Annotated in this window: 16 protein-coding genes; 3 read left to right on the top strand and 13 right to left on the bottom strand. The window is 75.6% G+C overall.

The features are described 5' to 3' along the window. Positions 1-116: 116 nt before the first annotated feature. The 10 genes from nirD to AC2CJA_RS12055 form a co-directional block, all read right to left on the bottom strand. A complete protein-coding gene (gene nirD / locus AC2CJA_RS12100; protein WP_484602682.1) occupies positions 117-500 on the bottom strand; it encodes a nitrite reductase small subunit NirD in 384 nt (127 codons plus the stop codon). Beyond that, the gene (nirB, locus tag AC2CJA_RS12095; RefSeq protein ID WP_484602681.1) at positions 497-3139 is read right to left on the bottom strand and encodes a nitrite reductase large subunit NirB; all 2643 of its coding nucleotides are present in this window, start codon (positions 3137-3139) and stop codon (positions 497-499) included. Before nirB ends, nirD begins: the two co-directional genes overlap by 4 nt. Positions 3140-3141: 2 nt before the next feature. Continuing rightward, positions 3142-4470: an NAD(P)/FAD-dependent oxidoreductase gene (locus AC2CJA_RS12090; protein ID WP_484602680.1), complete on the bottom strand. Its 1329-nt coding sequence runs from the start codon at positions 4468-4470 to the stop codon at positions 3142-3144. Positions 4471-4593: 123 nt separating this feature from the next. Further along, positions 4594-5844, bottom strand: coding sequence for a cytochrome P450 family protein (locus tag AC2CJA_RS12085; protein ID WP_484602679.1), 1251 nt, complete (start codon positions 5842-5844; stop codon positions 4594-4596). Continuing rightward, positions 5841-7136: a cytochrome P450 gene (locus AC2CJA_RS12080; protein WP_484602678.1), complete on the bottom strand. Its 1296-nt coding sequence runs from the start codon at positions 7134-7136 to the stop codon at positions 5841-5843. The genes AC2CJA_RS12085 and AC2CJA_RS12080 overlap by 4 nt, the downstream gene beginning before the upstream one ends. After that, on the bottom strand, positions 7133-7705 hold the full coding sequence (locus AC2CJA_RS12075) for a GTP-binding protein (protein WP_484602677.1): 573 nt from the start codon (positions 7703-7705) through the stop codon (positions 7133-7135). The genes AC2CJA_RS12080 and AC2CJA_RS12075 overlap by 4 nt, the downstream gene beginning before the upstream one ends. 82 nt (positions 7706-7787) lie before the next feature. Beyond that, positions 7788-8144 carry a DUF742 domain-containing protein gene (locus tag AC2CJA_RS12070; protein WP_484602676.1) on the bottom strand — a complete coding sequence of 119 codons (357 nt, stop codon included), beginning with the start codon at positions 8142-8144 and terminating at the stop codon, positions 7788-7790. Next, on the bottom strand, positions 8134-8586 hold the full coding sequence (locus AC2CJA_RS12065) for a roadblock/LC7 domain-containing protein (RefSeq protein WP_484602675.1): 453 nt from the start codon (positions 8584-8586) through the stop codon (positions 8134-8136). The genes AC2CJA_RS12070 and AC2CJA_RS12065 overlap by 11 nt, the downstream gene beginning before the upstream one ends. Beyond that, entirely contained in the window at positions 8586-10052 is a 1467-nt protein-coding gene (locus tag AC2CJA_RS12060) for an ATP-binding protein (protein WP_484602674.1), read from the bottom strand. The genes AC2CJA_RS12065 and AC2CJA_RS12060 overlap by 1 nt, the downstream gene beginning before the upstream one ends. Positions 10053-10357: 305 nt before the next feature. Beyond that, positions 10358-11689, bottom strand: coding sequence for a cytochrome P450 family protein (locus tag AC2CJA_RS12055; RefSeq protein ID WP_484602673.1), 1332 nt, complete (start codon positions 11687-11689; stop codon positions 10358-10360). 262 nt (positions 11690-11951) lie between these two features. Here AC2CJA_RS12055 and cutA point away from each other — a divergent pair, with 262 nt between their 5' ends. Beyond that, positions 11952-12281 (top strand): divalent-cation tolerance protein CutA, encoded by a 330-nt coding sequence (cutA, locus tag AC2CJA_RS12050; RefSeq protein WP_484602672.1) that lies wholly within the window; start codon positions 11952-11954, stop codon positions 12279-12281. Here the strand turns inward: cutA and AC2CJA_RS12045 are convergent. Next, positions 12242-12403 carry a hypothetical protein gene (locus AC2CJA_RS12045; protein WP_484602671.1) on the bottom strand — a complete coding sequence of 54 codons (162 nt, stop codon included), beginning with the start codon at positions 12401-12403 and terminating at the stop codon, positions 12242-12244. The genes cutA and AC2CJA_RS12045 overlap by 40 nt on opposite strands. Before the next feature lie 10 nt (positions 12404-12413). Continuing rightward, a complete protein-coding gene (locus AC2CJA_RS12040; RefSeq protein WP_484602670.1) occupies positions 12414-14648 on the bottom strand; it encodes a molybdopterin oxidoreductase family protein in 2235 nt (744 codons plus the stop codon). Between the two features lie 160 nt (positions 14649-14808). Here AC2CJA_RS12040 and AC2CJA_RS12035 point away from each other — a divergent pair, with 160 nt between their 5' ends. Next, positions 14809-15603 (top strand): sirohydrochlorin chelatase, encoded by a 795-nt coding sequence (locus tag AC2CJA_RS12035; RefSeq protein WP_484602669.1) that lies wholly within the window; start codon positions 14809-14811, stop codon positions 15601-15603. Between the two features lie 98 nt (positions 15604-15701). Beyond that, positions 15702-17030 (top strand): deoxyguanosinetriphosphate triphosphohydrolase, encoded by a 1329-nt coding sequence (locus tag AC2CJA_RS12030; RefSeq protein ID WP_484602683.1) that lies wholly within the window; start codon positions 15702-15704, stop codon positions 17028-17030. A gap of 187 nt (positions 17031-17217) precedes the next feature. Here AC2CJA_RS12030 and AC2CJA_RS12025 read toward each other — a convergent pair whose 3' ends face one another. Then, on the bottom strand, positions 17218-17982 hold the full coding sequence (locus tag AC2CJA_RS12025; RefSeq protein ID WP_484602668.1) for a lytic polysaccharide monooxygenase: 765 nt from the start codon (positions 17980-17982) through the stop codon (positions 17218-17220). Positions 17983-18079: the final 97 nt, after the last annotated feature.

The raw sequence follows: 18079 nt of genomic DNA, 5'->3' as shown, positions 1-18079 counted from the left end.
GCCGGGCCCCAGTCGCGGCCCGCCCCACACGGGCCGCGGCCGGGGCCCCCACCGTTCCCGGGTGCCCTCCGGCGTCTCGCCGCCACCATGCTTCCCGTCGTTCCCCCCGGAACCCCTCAGCGTGTGCGGACGGCGTACACCGGCACCGAGACCGCGTCGTCGTCCAGACAGCGGCCCGTGGTCAGGTCGAAGCGCTGCTTGAGCAGCGGGGAGGCCACGAAGACCCGGCCGCCCGCCGAGCCCAGCAGCCCGCGTGAGAGCACATAGGCGCCGGTGAACGGATCGCGGTTGCCCAGGGCGTACGTCCGGCCCGCCCGGTCCCGGAAGACGGCGATCTGCCGGCCGTCGGGCAGCAGCGCCGCCACCCCCCGCCCCGGCACCAGGTCGGACAGGTCGCACACCGCGGCCCAGCCGCCCTCGGCGCGCACCTCCACCCGGGCCCCGGCCGGCCGGACCTCCCCGGAGGCGTCGGTCGTCGCGTCGGTCGTGGCTGTGGTCATCGGGCCGCGCTCCCTTCGAGGGCCTCGAGCGTGCGGACGGGGATGTCGGGCCCGGACAGGAGCGTCAGGTCGGGCCGGACCTGCTCGCGCTCGGCGACGAACCGCACCGACGGGTCAGGCGCGCCGGGGGCGTTGACGAAGGACACGAAGCGCCGCAGCCGCTCGGGGTCGCCCAGCGTCTCGGCCCACTCGTCGCGGTGGTTCGCCACATGGCCGGCCATCAGGGCCTCCAGTTCGGCGCACAGCCCCAGTGAGTCGTGCACGACCACGTCGCGCACGTGCTCCAGGCCGCCCTCGATCCGCTCCAGCCAGGCGGCGGTGCGCTCCAGCCGGTCGGCGGTGCGGATGTAGAACATCAGGAAGCGGTCGATCAGCCGGACCAGCTCCGCGTCCGACAGGTCCTTCGCCAGCAGGTCGGCGTGGCGCGGGGTCGCGCCGCCGTTGCCGCCCACGTACAGGTTCCAGCCGTTCGCCGTGGCGATCACGCCGAAGTCCTTGCCCCGCGCCTCGGCGCACTCGCGCTGGCAGCCGGAGACCGCCCCCTTCAGCTTGTGCGGCGCGCGCAGGCCCCGGTAACGCAGCTCCAGGTCGATGGCCATGCGCACCGAGTCCTGCACACCGTAGCGGCACCAGGTCCGCCCCACGCACGACTTCACGGTGCGCAGCGCCTTGCCGTAGGCGTGGCCGGACTCGAAGCCGGCCGCCACCAGCCGCGCCCAGATCGCCGGGAGCTGGTCCACGCGGGCGCCGAACAGGTCGATCCGCTGACCACCGGTGATCTTGGTGTAGAGGCCGAAGTCGCGGGCCACCTCACCGATCACGATCAGCTTCTCGGGTGTGATCTCGCCGCCGGGGATGCGCGGCACGACCGAGTACGAGCCGTTGCGCTGGATGTTGGCCAGATGGTGGTCGTTGGTGTCCTGGAGGGCCGCCTGCTCGCCGTCCAGGACATAGCCGCTGGCTCCCAGCGCCGGGGCGAGCGAGGCGATGATCGAGGCGACGGCCGGCTTGCAGACCTCGCAGCCCTCCCCACCCCGGGCCTCCTCACGGCCGTGGCCGTCCAGCAGCTCCGCGAAGGTGGACAGCCGCCGGGTGCGGACGATCTCGTACAGCTCGCCGCGGGTGTGGGCGAAGCAGCCGCACAGGCCCTTGTCGACGGTGACGCCGCTCGCCTCCAGCTCGTCCTCGACCAGCCTGGTGAGCACCTTCACGCAGCTGCCGCAGCCGGTGCCCGCCTTCGTGCACTTCCTCACCTCGGGCACCGTGGTGCACGCGTGGTCGGTGACGGCCGCGCGGACGGCGCCCTTGGTGACGTTGTGGCAGCTGCACACCACCGCGTCGTCCGGCAGCGCGGACGGTCCCAGCGCCACCGGCGCCCCGGCCCCGGCCGGGAGCACCAGCTGCTCGGGTGCCACCGGCGGGACGCTGCCGGTCAGCGGGCGCAGCGTGCCGTACGCCTCGGCGTCGCCGACCAGCACACCGCCCAGCAGGGTGCCGTCGGAGGCGACCACCAGCTTCTTGTAGACCCCGGCCCGGGAGTCGGAGTAGACGACGTCCAGACAGCCCTCGGTCCTCCCCAGCGCGTCGCCGAAGGAGGCCACGTCCACGCCCAGCAGCTTGAGCTTGGTGGAGGTGTCGGCGCCGGTGAAGGAGGCCCCTGTGCCGTCCGCGCCCTCCGTACCGCCCGCGCCTCCCGTCTCCCCGGCGATCGTCTCGGCCGCCACCCGCGCCATCTCGTAGCCCGGCGCCACCAGGCCGTAGACCATGCCGTCCACGGTCCTGGCGCACTCGCCGATGGCGTACACCGCCGCGTCGGCGGTGCGGCAGCGCTCGTCCACGGTGATCCCGCCGCGCTCGCCGACCTCCAGGCCGCAGCCGCGGGCCAGCTCGTCGCGGGGGCGCACGCCCGCCGAGAAGACCACCAGGTCGGTGGCGATCGCCGAGCCGTCCGACAGCGTCATGGCCGTGACGGCGCCGTCCGGGCCGGTGGTGATCTCCTTGCCGCCCACGCCGGTGTGGACGGTCAGGCCCATCCCCTCGACGGTGCGGCGCAGGGCGGCGCCGCCGCCGTCGTCGACCTGGAGGGCCATCAGACGCGGGTTGAACTCCACGATGTGGGTCTCAAGGCCCAGGCCGCTGAGCGCGCCGGCCGCCTCCAGGCCCAGCAGGCCCCCGCCGACGACCGTGCCCGTCCGGCTTCCCCGCGCGTACTCCTCGATGGCCAGCAGGTCCTCCACCGTGCGGTACACGAAGCAGCCGGCGCTGTCGCTGCCCGGCACGGGCGGCACGAACGGGTAGGAGCCGGTGGCCAGCACCAGGACGTCGTAGCCGGTCTCCAGCCCCGCGCGCGAGGTCACGGTGCGCGCCTCGCGGTCGATCGCGACCGCCGGGTCGCCCAGGCGCAGCTCGATGCCGTGCCGCTCCATGAAGCCCTCGTCCACCAGGGACAGCTCCTCGGGTGTGCGGCCGGAGAAGTACGAGGTGAGCCGCACGCGGTCGTACGCGGGCCGGGGCTCCTCGCACAGCACGACCACCCGGGCCCGTTCGGTCACCTCCCGGCTCGCGAGCTCCTCCAGGAACCGCTGGCCGGCCATCCCGTGCCCGACGAGCACGATCGTGGGGCGTGGCGTCCGTGGCATGTCTACAGGCCTCCATCGTTGGTGAGCAGGTGGAGCAGCGGGGCGGAGGACAGCGGCTCGCCGCCCTCCCAGGCGCGGGCGAGGGCGCCGACGGTGCCGAGGTCGCCCAGGAGGATGCCGCCCACCAGCCGGTCGCCGCGGACGACGACCTTGCGGTAGACGCCGCGGGTGGCATCGGCGAGGCGGACGACGTCGTCGCCCGCGCGGGGCACGGTCTCGCCGAACGAGGCGAGGTCCAGCGCGCTCCCGGGGCCGGCGGAGGGCGGGGCGAGGGTCAGACGTGTCAGCGCCCGGGTGCCGGTGTACACGGGGGGCCTCGCGCCGGTCGCCGCGCCGTCCGTGGTGCCGTCCGCCAGCAGGACGCGGGCCAGCACGTCGGCCTGCTCCTGGGCGGCGCCGGCCAGCCCGTAGACCCTCCCGCCGTGCTCGGCGCAGTCGCCGACGGCGTGGATCCGGGGATCGCCGGTGCGCAGCTCGTCGTCCACGACGATCCCGTCGCGGACCTCCAGACCGGCCGCCCCGGCGAGCCCGGTCCGCGGACGCACCCCGCAGGCGAGGACGGTCAGCTCGGCCTCCAGCCGGTAGCCGTCGGCGAGTTCCACGCCGCGGGCCGCGGCCCCTCCGCCGGCACCCTCGCCGGCGTGCCCCGAGGTCAGCAGACCCCGGACGCGGCACTCGGTGTGGACCTCGACGCCCAGATCCTCCAGATGCCCGCGCAGCAGCGCCGAGGCGCGGGCGTCCAGGTGGTGCTCCATGAGGTGCTCGCCCTGGTGGGCGAGGACGGTGTGCGCCCCGCGCCCGGCCAGCGCGCGGGCGGCCGAGACCCCGAGCAGGCCGCCGCCGACGACGACGGCCCGCACCCCGGGCCGTGCCGCCGCCGCCAGCGCCCGGCAGTCGGCCATGGTGCGGAAGGGGTGCACGCCACGGGGCGGTTCGTGCCCGCCGCCGTCGGGGAAGAGCCCGCGCAGCGGGGGCAGCACCGGGTTGGAACCGGTGGCCAGCACCAGGGTGTCGTACGGCAGCGAGGAGCCGTCGTCGCACCGCACCAGCCGCTCGGCCCGGTCCAGCCGCACCGCCCGCACACCGCGCAGCCAGCGGACGGCGGGCGGGGCGGGCAGACCGATCACCTCCGGCGCGTACCGCCCGGCCAGCACCTCGGCCAGCAGCACCCGGTTGTACGGCGCGTGGGGCTCCTCGCCGACGACCGTCAGATCCACGGCCGCGCCGCCGGCGCCCCCGGTACCGAGGGCGCCGGCGGCGGAGAGCTGCCCGGCCAGCCGGGCGGCGGCCATCCCGCCGCCGATCACCACCACACGCTTGGTCGACGTCATGCGGAAAGCGTGCGGCCGGGCTGTTTCCCACCCGCATCACGGCTGTTTCCCGGCGGCAACACCGCCCTCAGCGCACCCGCCCCCCGGCTGTGAGCCCGGTGGGCCGCGGCCCGCGTCCGTCCTCTACGGGACCGGCCGGACCGGCAGGATCTGGACGCTGTTGCCCACCAGGCTGCGGTGCCGGGGCAGCTCCTCCTCCGGCCGTGCCAGGTCCAGACCGGGGAAGCGCGTGAACAGCGCCTCCAGCGCGGTGGTGGCCTCCAGTCGGGCCAGGGGAGCGCCCAGGCAGTAGTGCGCGCCGTGGCCGAACGACAGGTGGCGGCTCGGTGGCCTGGTGACATCGAACCGGTCGGCGTCCTCCCCGTGCGCCCGCGGGTCGCGCCCGGCGGCCGAGTAGCCGGCCAGCACGGGGGTGCCCGCCGGGATCACCGTCCCGCCCACCTCCAGGTCGCGGACCGGGTAGCGGAACGGGAAGTAGCTGACCGGGCTGTTGTGGCGCAGGGTCTCCTCCACCACGTCATCCCAGCCGGCCCGGCCGGAGCGGACCAGCTCCAACTGGTCGCGGTGGGCACACAGGGCGCGCACCGCGTTGGTGATCAGGTTGAGGGTGGTCTCGTGCCCGGCGACGATCATCAGCAGCAGGGTGCCGGCCAGCTCCTCCTCGCTCAGCCGGTCGCCGTCGTCCTCGCGCGCGGCGATCAGGGCGCTGGTGAGGTCGTCGCCGGGGTCGGCGAGGCGATCCGCCGCCACCCGGGCGAGGATCGCCATGATCTCCCGGTTCGCGGCCACGGCCTCGGCGGGGGAGATGTCGGTGCTGACGATGCGGTTGGAGAGCCTGTGCAGCCGCAGCCTCGGTTCCGGGCCGATGCCGAGCAGCTCGCAGATCACGCTCATGGGCAGCGGGAAGGCGAAATGCCGCCGCAGGTCGGCGGTTCCGCCCCCTTCCTCGGCCGCCTCGGCCAGGTCGTCCAGCAGTTCGCCCACCAGCTCCGTCACCCGCGGCCGCAGCAGTTCCACACGGCGAGGCGTGAACGCCCGGGTGACCAGGGAGCGCAGCCGCCGGTGGTCCGCGCCGTCGGCCGTCGTCATGCCGGGGACGGTGGCGAAGGTGCGCAGCGGCCAGCCCTCGGGGATCTCCCCGCGCTGGAGGGCGGCGAAGTGACAGGCGTCCTTGGCCACGTGGGGGTGCCCCAGGAAATCCCTCAGCTCATCGTGCCCGGTGACGACGAACCCGTCGACGCCGCCGGGGAGCACCACCGGCGCGGCCGGCCCCCGCTCGCGCAGCTGCTCGTTGACCGGGTGCGGATCGGTGCCGCGCGGGTCGAGGACGTACGGTTCGTCGGGGCCGGACGCGCCGGTGGCGGCTTCGGTCATCTGGACTCTCCCTGGGGGATCGCGGTGGCGAGGTCGGACTGCGGCGCGGTGAAGCGGACGGGCAGCGCCGCCAGACCCTTGGTCCAGGGCGACGAGGCCCAGGACAACTGCTGTTCGGGAACGGCCAGTTCCATGTCGGGCAGATGGTGCCGGAGGGTGTCCACCGCGGTGCGGGCGATCAGCCGGGCGGGGTCCTGCGCCGGGCAGGTGTGCGGCCCCGCGCTGAACGCCACGTGCGCGCGGTTGCCGGTGACCGGGCGTGCGTCGTCGGGCAGCACCTCCGGGTCGGTGTTGGCGGCGGCCAGCCCCAGCACGAGCATGTCCCCCGCGCGGATGTCCTGCCCCCCGAAGCGCATGTCGCGGACGGCGTAGCGGGCGGGGAAGTTCTGGGTGGGCGGGAACCGCCACAGCACCAGGTCCAGTGCGTCGTCCACGGTCAGGTGTCCGCCGGTCAGGGAGGAGCGCAGGGCCGGGTCGGTCAGCAGCAGGCGCAGCGTGGTGGCGATCCAGTTCTTCGTCGTCTGGTTGCCCGCGACGATCATCACCACGATGTTGTGCAGCACCTCTTCGTCGCTGAGGCGGGCCGGATGCCGCAACAGCCGCGAGGTGACGTCGGGGCCGGGCCGCCGCCGCTTCTCCCTGATCAGCTCCAGCAGGACGCTCTCCATGCGGCGGCTGGCGCGGGCGGAGTCGGCGTTGGCGGCGGCCGTTCCGGCGGTGGCCTCGGCCAGCTGCCGCCCGGTCCGGTCGTCCACGCCCAGCATCCGCGCCATGACCTGGACGGGCAGCTTGTGCGCGTAGTGCGGTACGAGGTCCGCCTCGCGCCGCCCGGCGAAGGAGTCGATCAGCCGCTCGGCGGTGGCCCGCACCGTCCGGCGCAGTTCGTGCCCGTCGACCCGGCCCAGCGCGTCGGCGACCGCCGCCCGCATCCGCCGGTGCTGCTGCCCGTCGGTGAACATCAGGGCAGGGCGCCAGCCGACGAACGCCATCAGCGGGGAGTCGGCCGGGACACGGCCTTCGCGCAGCAGGTTCCAGCGCCGCGGGTCGTGGCTGAAGTCCTGTTCCCCGCGGGCGAGGTGGAGCAGCTCCCGGTAGCCCATGACCAGCCAGACGTGGATGCCGGGGGCCAGGGCGACGGGCGCGACCGGCCCGTGCTCCGCGCGCAGCCGCTCGTACAGCGCCGACAGGTTGTCCCCGTCGAGACCCGGGCCGTACAGCGGGGCGGGACCTCCGTGCGCGGGGCAGCCCGGCGGCGGCCCGGCGCCGGTGCGGTCGGGGAAGGGAACGGTCATGAGGGCTCCGAGTCCGTGGCGGAGTCGATGAGATGGGTGACGAGGGAGATCAGGGCCCTGAGGGAGGACTCGCCGTCACGGGCGTCGCAGACCACCAGCGGGGTGTGCGGCAGCAGGTCCAGCGCGGCCCGCAGTTCCTCCTCCGCGTACCGGGGGCTGTCCGGGAACAGGTTGACGGCGACGCTGAAGGGCAGGTCCAGGTCCTCCAGGTGCCCGATGGAGTCGAAGGACGCCTCCAGGTCGCGGGTGTCCACCAGGGCGAGCGCACCCAGGGCGCCGCGCGCCAGCTCCCGCCAGGTGGGCAGGAACCGCGGCTGCCCGGGGGTGCCGAACAGGTAGAGCACCAGCTCGCCGTCGATCGTGATCCGCCCGAAGTCCAGGGCGACGGTGGTGGTCCTCTTCGACGGCTCGCCGCCGGTGTCCACCCGGGCGCCCGCCCGGGTCATCACGGCCTCGGTGGACAGCGGCCTGATCTCCGACACCGCTCCGATCAGGGTGGTCTTTCCCACCCCGAACGGTCCGACGACCAGGATCTTGGCCGCGCCCGCGACGCTCGACCGCACGTACACGCCGGACTTCCCGGAGTCCGGGGAGCCTCCCGGTCCCGGAGGGGCGGCGGGGCCGTCCGGGCGCACACCGGCGGCGGACGTGTCAGAGGCGGCTCTCGAGCCCATGAAGCACCTTTCTCAGGAGGGAAACATCGGCATGCCGGGCCGGCGGTACGGGCGGCCGGGTCTCGACGAGCCCCCACTCGATGAGATCGGCCAGCAGAACCTGCACCACCGGCGGCGGCTGGCCCAGGTGCGCGGCGATCTCCGCGACCGACAGCAGGCCCTGGCAGCGCTCCACGATCCGCAGGTACTCCGGCTGGAGAGTGGCCGGAGGCGTGACGCCGGAGGCGAGAACGAGCGTCTCCCAGGGCAGGTCCCGAGAGGCGCCCGAACGCCCCTTCGTGATCACGTAGGGGCGTATCGCGGACGTGCCTCGCTCCTGCTCGTCATCCCTCATGCGGCCGGTCCGCCGCGTCGCGGGGCTCACTGCTCAAGTGCGCTCCGATCTTCGCGACCAGCACCTGCATCTGCTGGGCCACCAGGCCCACGTCGGCGTCGGCGTCGGTGGCCACCCCCAGATGGGCGCCGGTGCCGGCGGAGGTGAACAGAGCGAACCCGTCCTCGGACTCCAGCATCAGCTGCCGCACACCGGCTCCCCGGCCGAAGAGCAGGGACACCGTGGACAACCCTGTCATGGTCAGCGCCGCGCAGGCGGCGGAGAGCGATTCGGCCTCGTCCACGCCGAGGTGCGGCACCGGGCCCGACAGTCCCTCGGCGGAGGCGTGTCCCAGGCGGAGCCCGTCCTCGGACACCACGACGGCGTGGCGCACCCCGGGGATCTCCGTCAGAGGACGCAGCATCCAGCCCACATCGGGCAGTCTCGTTATGGCTCCGGCCACTACCGGCCTTCCTCTCGTTCGTCGGTCTGCGGGGCACTCTCCAGTTCGGCCCGGCCGCGCCGGGCGCCGGAGACGATGTCGGCCACGGAAGCGCCCGCGGCCTCGGGCGACCAGGGAGCCCGGGAAGTCGGGGGAGGCCCGTCGGCGGCCTCCGTGCGGTGCCCGCCCGGCGACAGGGGCTGCGGGTCGAGCGGGTCGAGCGGGTCGGCCGGGGAGCGCCGCCGGCTGCGCCGCCGCGGCAGGCCTGTGGGGGGCCTTTCCCCCTCGCCGCCGGTCCGCCGCGGGTGCTCCCGGTGCTCCGCACGCTCCGGGGCGGGTGCGGCCTCCCGCGGACGGGTGTGCCCGTCGGCGGGCGCGGCCAGGAGCGCCGGTTCCCGGTCGATCGGTTCGGTCAGCAGCCGGTGCGGCACGAACAGCACCGCCCGGGTCCCGCCGTACGCCGAGGCGGCCGTCAGCTCCACCTTGAAGTCGAGCTGCCGCGACCAGCGGCCCACGCAGGCGAGCCCCAGCCGGGGCACGGCTCCCAGCTCGGTGAGGTCCAGGCCGTTCCGCAGCTGCCGCAGCGCCTGCTCCATCACGTCGGGGGGCATCCCCAGGCCCGCGTCGTCGATCTCGACGACCGCGCCCGCGGCCACCTCGCGGACCGAGACGACGACCTGGGTACGCGAGGGTGAGAACACCGTGGCGTTCTCCAGGATCTCGGCCGTGGCGTGCATCAGCCCCTCCACGGCGGGCGGCACCACGTACAGGTTCTGTCCGCCGTGCACCTCCACCCGGCCGAACTCCACGATCCGCGACTGCGCGCCGCGCACGCAGTCGAACAGCGACACCGGGCGCGACTCGCGCCGGGTCGGCCAGATCCCGCACATCACCAGCAGCGTCTGTGCCTTGCGGGTCATCTGGGCCGCCGCGTGGTCGGCCTTCATCACCTCGGCCATCAGGTCCGGGTCCTTGATGAACCGCTCGACGCGGTCCAGCACCTGCTGCTGCACCGTCGCCATCACGTGCATGTTCCTGGCGACGGACTCGAAGGCCGCCTGTACCGAGTCGCGCAGCGCGCGCTCCCGGCGCACCGCCTCGTCCGATCCCAGCGCCCGCACCACGTCCGCCAGCGCCCGGGCGAACTCGCCGCCGGTCTCGGAGGGTGGCAGGGCCGGGCCCGGAACCCCGTCCAGGCCGCGTCCCTCGCGCACCCGCTCGGCGATGGCCGGCACCCGAACGGACGCCAGACGAACCACCTCGGCGCTCCGCGCGGCGGCCAGGGCGTGCTCCCGCGCGACCTGTTCCAGGAGCTCACCGGTCCGCCCGCGCAGCCGGAGGAGTCCGGCCAGGCACAGCACCAGTGCCGCCGCCAGGACGCCGGTGCCGGCGGCGAACCACCCGGGAACGGGAGCCGGCCGTCCGGCGGGGAGGAAGACCGCCGGCCCCACCGCGACCGCTGCTCCGCAGACGGCGGACACCGCCACGGCCGGCCACCAGAATTCTCGTCCTCCCGCTTGCCGGCTCACCACTGGCGACAACGACCTCTCAGACGAAGCGATCAGAACCAGTCTGGTTTCCCACCTATCCGGGCGGGCCCGGGACCGCAGCGATCCTACTCGTCAACTGGCTTGAAAACACAGGAAGTCCGATTGATCTCCGGTACCGGGAGCCCGTGGGGTCCCGGACAGGGCCGGATGGTCGCGCGACGGTGAACCTCCCGCCGGCCCACGGGCCGGACCGGACACGACAGCCCCTCGGCGGGCCCTCGCCGGCAGCCCGCCGTCCTGTCTCACCCCCGGCGCCGGTCTCCCGGGCCGCCGCCCGCGAGGCGCGCACGGGAGGCGGTGGGCTCGGCGGCGGACCACGTCGCGGTGAACCGGACGGGCAGCGCCGCCAGACTCCTGGTCCACGGCGACGACGTCCAGGCCAGACGCTCCTCGGGCGCGGCCAGTCGCAGGTCGGGCAGCCGCCGCAGCAGCACCTCCACGGCCGTCCGCGCGATCAGCCGGGCCTGCGGCTGGGCCGGGCAGGCGTGCGGCCCCGCGCCGAACGCCATGTGCGCGCGGTTGCCCGTCACCGGACGCCCGCACGCGGGCAGCACCTCCGGATCGCCGTTGGCGGCGGCCAGCCCCAGCACGAGCATGTCCCCGGCCCGCACCTCCTGCCGGCCCAGGCGGACATCGCGCAGGGCGTAGCGGCCGGGGAAGTTCTGGGTGGGCGGGAACCGCCACAGCACCAGGTCCAGCGCCTCGTCCACGGTCAGGCACCCGCCGTCCAGCGAGGAGCGCAGGGCCGGGTCGGTCAGCAGCAGGCGCAGCGTGGTGGCGATCCAGTTCTTCGTCGTCTGATGAGCCGCCACCACCGTCACCACCAGGTTGTGCAGCACCTCCTCCTCGCGCAGCGAGGCGGGGTGCGTCAGCAGCCAGGAGGTCAGGTCGGGGCCGGGCGCACGCCGCTTCTCCCGCAGCAGGGCCAGCAGGAGGCGCTCCAGCCGGCGTCCGGCGTGGGGGGAGTCGGCGTTGGCGGCGGCCGTTCCGGCGACGGCCTCGGCCAGTCTGCGGCTGACCTGCTCGTCCGCCCCCAGCAGCCGGGCGACGACCCGCGCCGGCAGGCGGTGCGCGTAGTGCGGTACGAGATCGGCCTCGCCCCGCCCGGTGAAGGAGTCGATCAGCCGGTCGGCGGTCTCGCGCACCAGGCGCCCCAGCTCACCGTCGTCGACCCGGCCCAGCGCGTCGGCGACCGCCGCCCGCATCCGCCGGTGCCGCCACCCGTCGGCGAACATCAGGGCAGGGCGCCAGCCGACGAGGGCCAGCAGCGGCGAGTCGGCGGGCACGCGCCCCTCGCGCACCAGGCGCCAGTGCCGCGGGTCGTGGCTGAAGTCCTGCTCACGGCGCGCCACCCGCAGCAGTTCCCCGTAGCCCATGACCAGCCAGGCGCATGCCCCCGGGGCCAGGGCGACGGGCGCGACCGGCCCGTGCTCCGCGCGCAGCCGCTCGTACAGGGCGGGCAGGCCGTCACCGTCGAGGCCCGGCCCGTACAGCGGGACGTGGCGCGGGCGGCCGGGGCGGACCGGGGGGCCCGGCGGTGTATCGGCCTGGGAGCGGTGGGGAGCAGCGGTCATGTGGTGGCTCCGGGGAGGGGACGGGAGGGGGGAGTGGCCCGGGGGCGGCCCGTACCACCGGCAGACAACGCGCCGTCGGCCGATCCGGTCAACCGTCTTGTCCGAAAAGAGTCCCGGAATACCCCTCAAGGGTGAGCCCCCGGGCGGCGGGCGGCCCGGACCCTGCCGCGGTTGCCGCGGCTACGGTGGGCGGGCAGGGCCGCGAGGGCGGCGAGGACGGTGCGGGCGGCGAAGGCCGCGCGGAAGAGGAAGGGCGGTGGCCGTGGCTGAGACGGACATCCTGACGGTGCTGACCACCACCGACAGCCCGGAGAAGGCCGGGGCGCTGGCGCGCGGCGCGGTGGAGGCACGCGTCGCCGCGTGCGCCCAGGTCCTCGGTCCGGTGACCTCGGTCTACCGGTGGGAGGGCGAGGTGCGCGCCGAGCCCGAGTGGCAGGTGCTGCTGAAGACGGCGGCGGCCCGCTACGACGCCCTGGAGGCGTACCTGCGCGAGGCCCACGACTACGACACTCCCGAGATCATCGCCACCCCGGTCGTCCGCGGCGGCGCGGACTACCTGGCCTGGGTCGCCGAGGAGACGCGCGGCTCCTGAGCGGGTGCGGGCACGGCGCTCTCGTCCTCGTCCCACTCCCGCCAGGCGGCCGCGTGGTCCCGTTCGAGTTCCGAGGCACGCGGTGGCCCGTCCGCGGTGGGGAAGTCCACACCCGTCCACACGCCGACGACGCTAACGCGTCCCCTCCCGGGTCTCGCCCTCCACCGAACCGGACGCGGCCGACTCGTTGCCCGCGCGCTCCACCCGGACCGCGCAGACCTTGAACTCCGGCATGCGCGAGACCGGGTCCAGGGCCGGGTTGGTCAGGGTGTTGGCGCGGCCCTCGCCCGGCCAGTGGAACGGCATGAACACCGTGTCCGGGCGGATGCCCGACGTGATCCGGGCCGGCGCCACCGCCCGTCCCCGCCGCGAGACCACTGCCACCGGCTCCCTCTCGGCCACGCCGATCCGCTCGGCCAGCCGCGGGTGGAGTTCGACGAACGGGCCCGGGGCGGCGCCGTTCAGCTCCGCCACCCGCCGGGTCTGGGCGCCCGACTGGTACTGGGCCGGCACCCGGCCCGTGGTCAGCAGCAGCGGGTGGTCGGCGTCCGGTTCCTCCGCCGACGGGCGGTGGACGACGAGCGCGAAGCGGGCCCGGCCGTCGCCGGTGGCGAAGCGGTCCAGGAACAGGCGGGGTGTACCGGGGCGGGGGCCGGAGGAGCGGTCCACCGCCGGATCGCCGGCCTCGTCCGTTCCCGGGCCCCCGGACGGGGCCTCCGGGCACGGCCAGAAGACCCCGTCCTCCTCGGCGATACGCCGGTAGGTGATCCCCGAGTAGTCCGCGGGCCCCCCGGCCGAGGCCCGCCGCAGCTCCTCGAAGACCTCCTCCGGGTCGGTGGGGAACCCCTTCTCCCAGCCCAGCCGCCCCGCCAGCGCGTTCAGCACCTCCAGGTCGGTGCGCACCCCGGGCGGGGCGTCCAGGGCCCTGCGGCGCAGCAGCACCCGGCCCTCCAGGCTGGTCATCGTGCCCGTCTCCTCAGCCCACTGAGCCACCGGCAGCACCACGTCCGCCAGCGCGGCCGTCTCCGACAGCACCACGTCGCACACCACCAGGAAGTCCAGTGACCGCAGCCGCTCCTCCACGTGGGCGGCTCGCGGCGCGGAGACGAGCGGGTTGGAACCGGTCAGCAGCAGAGCGCGCACATCGCGCCCCAGCGCGTCCAGCAGCTCGTACGCGCTGCGCCCCGGTCCCGGCAGCACGCCGGGGTCCACACCCCACACCCGTGCCACGTGCTCGCGCGCCGCCGGGTCGTCCAGCCTGCGGTAGCCGGGCAGCTGGTCGGCCTTCTGGCCGTGCTCGCGCCCGCCCTGACCGTTGCCCTGGCCGGTCAGGCAGCCGTAGCCGGACAGCGGGCGGCCCGCCCGGCCGGTGGCCAGGCACAGGTTGATCCAGGCGCCGACGGTGTCGGTGCCCTTGGACTGCTGCTCGGGCCCGCGCGCGGTGAGCACCATCGACGACTCCGCGTCGCAGAACAGCGCCACCGCCTCGCGCAGCGCGGGCACCGGCACCCCGGTGATCCGCTCCACCAGCTCCGGCCAGTGCGCCATCGCCGCCGCGCGCGCCTCCTCCCAGCCGCTGGTGCGCGCCGCCACGAAGTCGGTGTCCACCCGCCCCTCGGCCACCACCAGGTGCAGCATGCCCAGCGCGAGGGCCAGGTCGGTGCCGGGGCGCGGTGCCAGGTGCAGGTCGGCGTGCTCGGCGGTGCGGGTGCGGCGGGGGTCGATCACGATCAGCTTCCCGCCCCGCTCGCGCAGCTCGGTGAAGTAGCGCAGGGCGGGCGGCATGGTGTCGGCGGGGTTGGCGCCCACCAGGATCACGCATCCGGTGCGCGCGACGTCCGCCAGCGGGAAGGGCAGCCCCCGGTCCAGCCCGAACGCCCTGTTCAGGGCGGCGGCGGCCGAGGACATGCAGAACCGGCCGTTGTAGTCGATCTGGGAGGTGCCCAGCACCAGCCGGGCGAACTTGCCCAGCGAGTACGCCTTCTCGTTCGTCAGCCCGCCCCCGCCGAACACCCCCACCGAGTCCGGTCCGTACGCGGTCCGCGCCGCCGAGAGACCCGCCACGGCGCGGTCCAGCGCCTCGTCCCAGCCGGCCGGCTCCAGCGGGCCGCCCGCGCGGCGCCGCACCAGGGGCCCGGTCAGCCGCACCCGGGAGGAGAGCACGGCCGGGGCGGTGCGTCCCTTGCCGCACAACGCGCCGCGGTTGACGTCGAACGCGGTGCGCTCGACCACCTCGGCCCCCTCCCCGTCCCCGGTGGGGCGCAGCCCCATGCCGCACTGCAGGGCGCAGTACGGGCAGTGGGTGTCCACGGTCGCCGCGGGCGCACGGTGGCCGTGTCCGGCGGGCTGGGCAGTCGTCACGCTCATGCCGCCCAGCGTGCGTCGAGCGTGTTACGCCGCGCGCCCCCGTGGGTTACGGGCCCGGCACGCCCGCCTCAGCCCGCCCGGACCGGTGCCGTGAGCCGTGCGCAACCGGGCGTCACAGCGCCGCAACGGCGGAGCAACCGGGGCCCGCCACACTCGCCCCATGACCTCCTCCCTCCGGCCCGGCGCCCGCTCCGTGCCCCCACTGGTCGCGGTCGCCCACGGCTCCCGCGACCCCGGGGCGCTGCGCACCGTCACCGCACTGCTCGGCCTCGTGCGCTCCCTGCGGCCGGGCCTGCGGGTGGAACTCGGCCACGTCGAGCTGAACGAGCCGCTGCTGCCGGACGCCCTGGAGGCTCTCCCGGCCGGTGAGGCGGTCCTCGCCCCGCTGCTCCTGGGCCGCGGCCACCACGTCAAGCACGACCTGCCCGGGGCCGCTGCCGCCGCCGGGCACCTGTCCGTCCTGGCCGCCGCACCGCTGGGGCCGCACCCGCTGCTGGCCGAGGCGCTGGCCGGGCGGCTGGCCGAGACGGGCTGGAGCGCCGGCACGTCCCGCACCGGCGCCGTGGTGCTGGCGGCGGCCGGATCGCGGGACCCGGACTCGGCCCGGGACGCCGAACGGACGGCCGCCCTGCTCTCCGCACGCCTGGGCGGCGTCCCGGTGGTGCCCGCCTACGCCTCGGCCGCCGGGCCGACCGTGCCCGAGACCGTGGCAGCCCTGCGCGCCGCCGGGCGCCACGACACCGCCCTGGCCTCGTACTTCACCGCACCGGGCCTCTTCGCCGCCCGGTGCGCGCGCGACGCCCCCGGCCTGCCGGCCGCCCGTCCGCTGGGCGCGCACCCGGCGCTGGCCCGCCTCGTCCTGCACCGCTACGACGAGGCGCTCGCCCGGGTGCGTACGGCGGCCCGCGCGCCCGTCCCCTGCCCGCCGCGGGGCGCCCTGGCCCGGGCTTCCTGACCGGCTCCGCCGCCTGTGTCCGCCCGTGCCCGTCCGCGGATGTCACCCGGGGCGGCTAGCGTCGGTGTATGCACCGCAGGTATGGCGATGAGTACGCCATGGACGACACGACGTACGGCCCCCGGGGAGACGGAGCGGCGGAGCACGTCGCCGGCTACGACGGCGCGGCGCTGGAGCGCTGGGTGCCCGAGCCCGACAAACGGCCCGGACGCACCGCCTTCCAGCGGGACCGGGCGCGGGTGCTGCACTCCGCCGCGCTGCGGCGGCTCGCGGGCAAGACCCAGGTCGTCACGCCCGACACCGCCGCCGGCGCGTGGGACGCCGCCCCCCGCACCCGCCTGACGCACTCCCTGGAGTGCGCCCAGGTCGGCCGGGAGCTGGGCGCCGCGCTCGGCTGCGACCCGGATCTGGTGGAGACCGCCTGCCTCGCGCACGACCTGGGCCACCCGCCCTTCGGGCACAACGGCGAGCGCGTACTGGACGAGATCGCAGGGCCCTGCGGCGGCTTCGAGGGCAACGCGCAGTCGCTGAGGCTGCTGTCGCGGCTGGAGCCGAAACGGTTCGCCGTTCCGGCCGGCGGGGACGGCCCGCAGGTCCGCGTCGGCCTCAACCTCACCCGCGCCGCGCTGGACGCCGCCACCAAGTACCCCTGGCCGCGCGGCGGCCACCCCGCCGACCCCGGGTCGGGGAAGTTCGGCGTCTACGAGGACGACCTGCCGGTCTTCGAGTGGTTCCGGCGCGGCGCCCCCGAGCACGGGCAGTGCTTCGAGGCGCAGGTCATGGACTGGTCCGACGACGTCGCCTACTCCGTCCACGACGTGGAGGACGGCCTCCACGCCGGCCATCTCGACCCCAACCTGCTGCTGGCCGAGCCCGAGCGCCGCGAGGTCTTCGCCGTCGCCGCCGCCCGCTACGCCCCGCCCGGCACCGAGGAGGCCGAACTCGCCGAGGCCCTGGACCGGCTGCTGGACCAGGAGTGGTGGCCGCACGGCTACGACGGCACGGCCGTGGCCCAGGCCCGGCTGAAGGACGCCACCAGCCAGCTCATCGGCCGCTTCTGCCTGGCCGCCGAGGGCGCGACCCGGGCGGCGTACGGACCGGGCCGCCTGACCCGCTACGGCGCCGGCCTGGTGGTCCCGCGCGCCGCGCGGCTGGAGTGCGACGTGCTCAAGGCCGTCGCCGACCGGTACGTCATGCAGCGCCCCGGCCAGGAGCGGCTGCGCGGCGAGCAGCGCGACGTCCTGGCCGGGCTGGCCCGGGCGCTGGCCGCCCGCGCCCCGGACGGGCTGGACCCGCAGTTCCGCGCGCTGTTCTCGGAGGCCGGCGACGACCGGGCCCGGCTGCGCGTGATCGTCGACCAGATCGCCTCCCTCACCGACGCCTCCGCCCGCCGCCTCCACGCCCGCCTCACGGGCCCGGCGGTGTGACGGCGACATGACGGCACGGGCCGGCCGTCGCCCCGCGGCGGCCGGTCACCGTCTCCGCCTCCGACGAGGACGGCGTGCGCAAGCCGTGCGGCGACCGCGTGGTGGTCGCAGGGCTCCGACCGCTCGCTCCGGAGCGGCAGGCCGCTGCCCCCCGCGGGGCGGGGGGCAGCGGCGTGTGGTGCGTGGTTCAGCAGAGGCCCAGGTCCCGCCAGACCCCGGAGACGCCCGGCTCCTCGCCGCGCGTCCACCAGGCGGCCCGCCAGGCGTGGCCGCGGTGGATGACGGTCCGGCCGCCGGTGTAGACGGCGGAGCGGTCCCAGGCGGGGGAGGAGGCGCACTCGGCCGGCGGGGTGGGCGTTCCTCCGTCGCCGCCGCCACCGTCTCCGCCGCCGCTGCCGACCTGGATGTCCACGCAGTTGTAGAACGCGTTGGCGGTGTCCGCGACGTTCCACACGGCGAGGATCTTGTGCTTGCCGGAGGGCAGACCGCTCAGGGTGTGCGAGATGTTCGACGGCGGACGGGTGCCGCCCTGGTCGAACCGCTTGAACAGCACGCCGTCGACGTAGTAGTCCCAGGTGCTGGTGCTGTGCGCGGCGGTCAGCCGCCACTGGAAGGTGACGGTGCTGGAGACCTGGGTCACCGGCCAGTTGCGGCTGTCGTCGTCCAGGAAGGTCCACCGGGTGCCGCCGCTGCACAGGCGCGAGCCCTTGGGGGCCTCGACGCTCTGCGGCTCGTACTGCAGGCCGTCGCAGCCGGTGACCCGGCCGGTGGCGCAGTGGTCCTGGCGGCTGGGCGGGGAGGTGATCCAGCCGTGGGCGCCCGCCGAACTTGCCGAGGTCATGACAAGCGCAAGGGGCAGTGCCAGCGCGAAGGCGAAGAGCGAGGCCAGCAGCCTCGCGGGGCTCCTCCGCGCCGTCGGCGTCGTCCGCGGGATGTGTCCGGTCTGTCGCATGTGGGGGCTCCTCCTCCTTCCGCGGGGGGGCGGGGGCGGGCGGCCGGAGGGGGGGGGGGGGGGGGGGGGGCGGGGGGTGCGCGGGGCCGCGCGCGGG

It is taken from the genome of Streptomyces sp. ATLC9, assembly GCF_057196705.1.
This window is presented reverse-complemented; position numbering and strand designations above follow the sequence as displayed.

Bases quoted from the DNA above. Each gene is read 5' to 3' on its own strand.
- nirD (WP_484602682.1), bottom strand. From the start codon at position 500: ATGACCACAGCCACGACCGACGCGACGACCGACGCCTCCGGGGAGGTC.
- nirB (WP_484602681.1), bottom strand. From the start codon at position 3,139: ATGCCACGGACGCCACGCCCCACGATCGTGCTCGTCGGGCACGGGATG.
- AC2CJA_RS12090 (WP_484602680.1), bottom strand. From the start codon at position 4,470: ATGACGTCGACCAAGCGTGTGGTGGTGATCGGCGGCGGGATGGCCGCC.
- AC2CJA_RS12085 (WP_484602679.1), bottom strand. From the start codon at position 5,844: ATGACCGAAGCCGCCACCGGCGCGTCCGGCCCCGACGAACCGTACGTC.
- AC2CJA_RS12080 (WP_484602678.1), bottom strand. From the start codon at position 7,136: ATGACCGTTCCCTTCCCCGACCGCACCGGCGCCGGGCCGCCGCCGGGC.
- AC2CJA_RS12070 (WP_484602676.1), bottom strand. From the start codon at position 8,144: ATGAGGGATGACGAGCAGGAGCGAGGCACGTCCGCGATACGCCCCTAC.
- AC2CJA_RS12055 (WP_484602673.1), bottom strand. From the start codon at position 11,689: ATGACCGCTGCTCCCCACCGCTCCCAGGCCGATACACCGCCGGGCCCC.
- AC2CJA_RS12040 (WP_484602670.1), bottom strand. From the start codon at position 14,648: ATGAGCGTGACGACTGCCCAGCCCGCCGGACACGGCCACCGTGCGCCC.
- AC2CJA_RS12035 (WP_484602669.1), top strand. From the start codon at position 14,809: ATGACCTCCTCCCTCCGGCCCGGCGCCCGCTCCGTGCCCCCACTGGTC.
- AC2CJA_RS12030 (WP_484602683.1), top strand. From the start codon at position 15,702: ATGGACGACACGACGTACGGCCCCCGGGGAGACGGAGCGGCGGAGCAC.
- AC2CJA_RS12025 (WP_484602668.1), bottom strand. From the start codon at position 17,982: ATGCGACAGACCGGACACATCCCGCGGACGACGCCGACGGCGCGGAGG.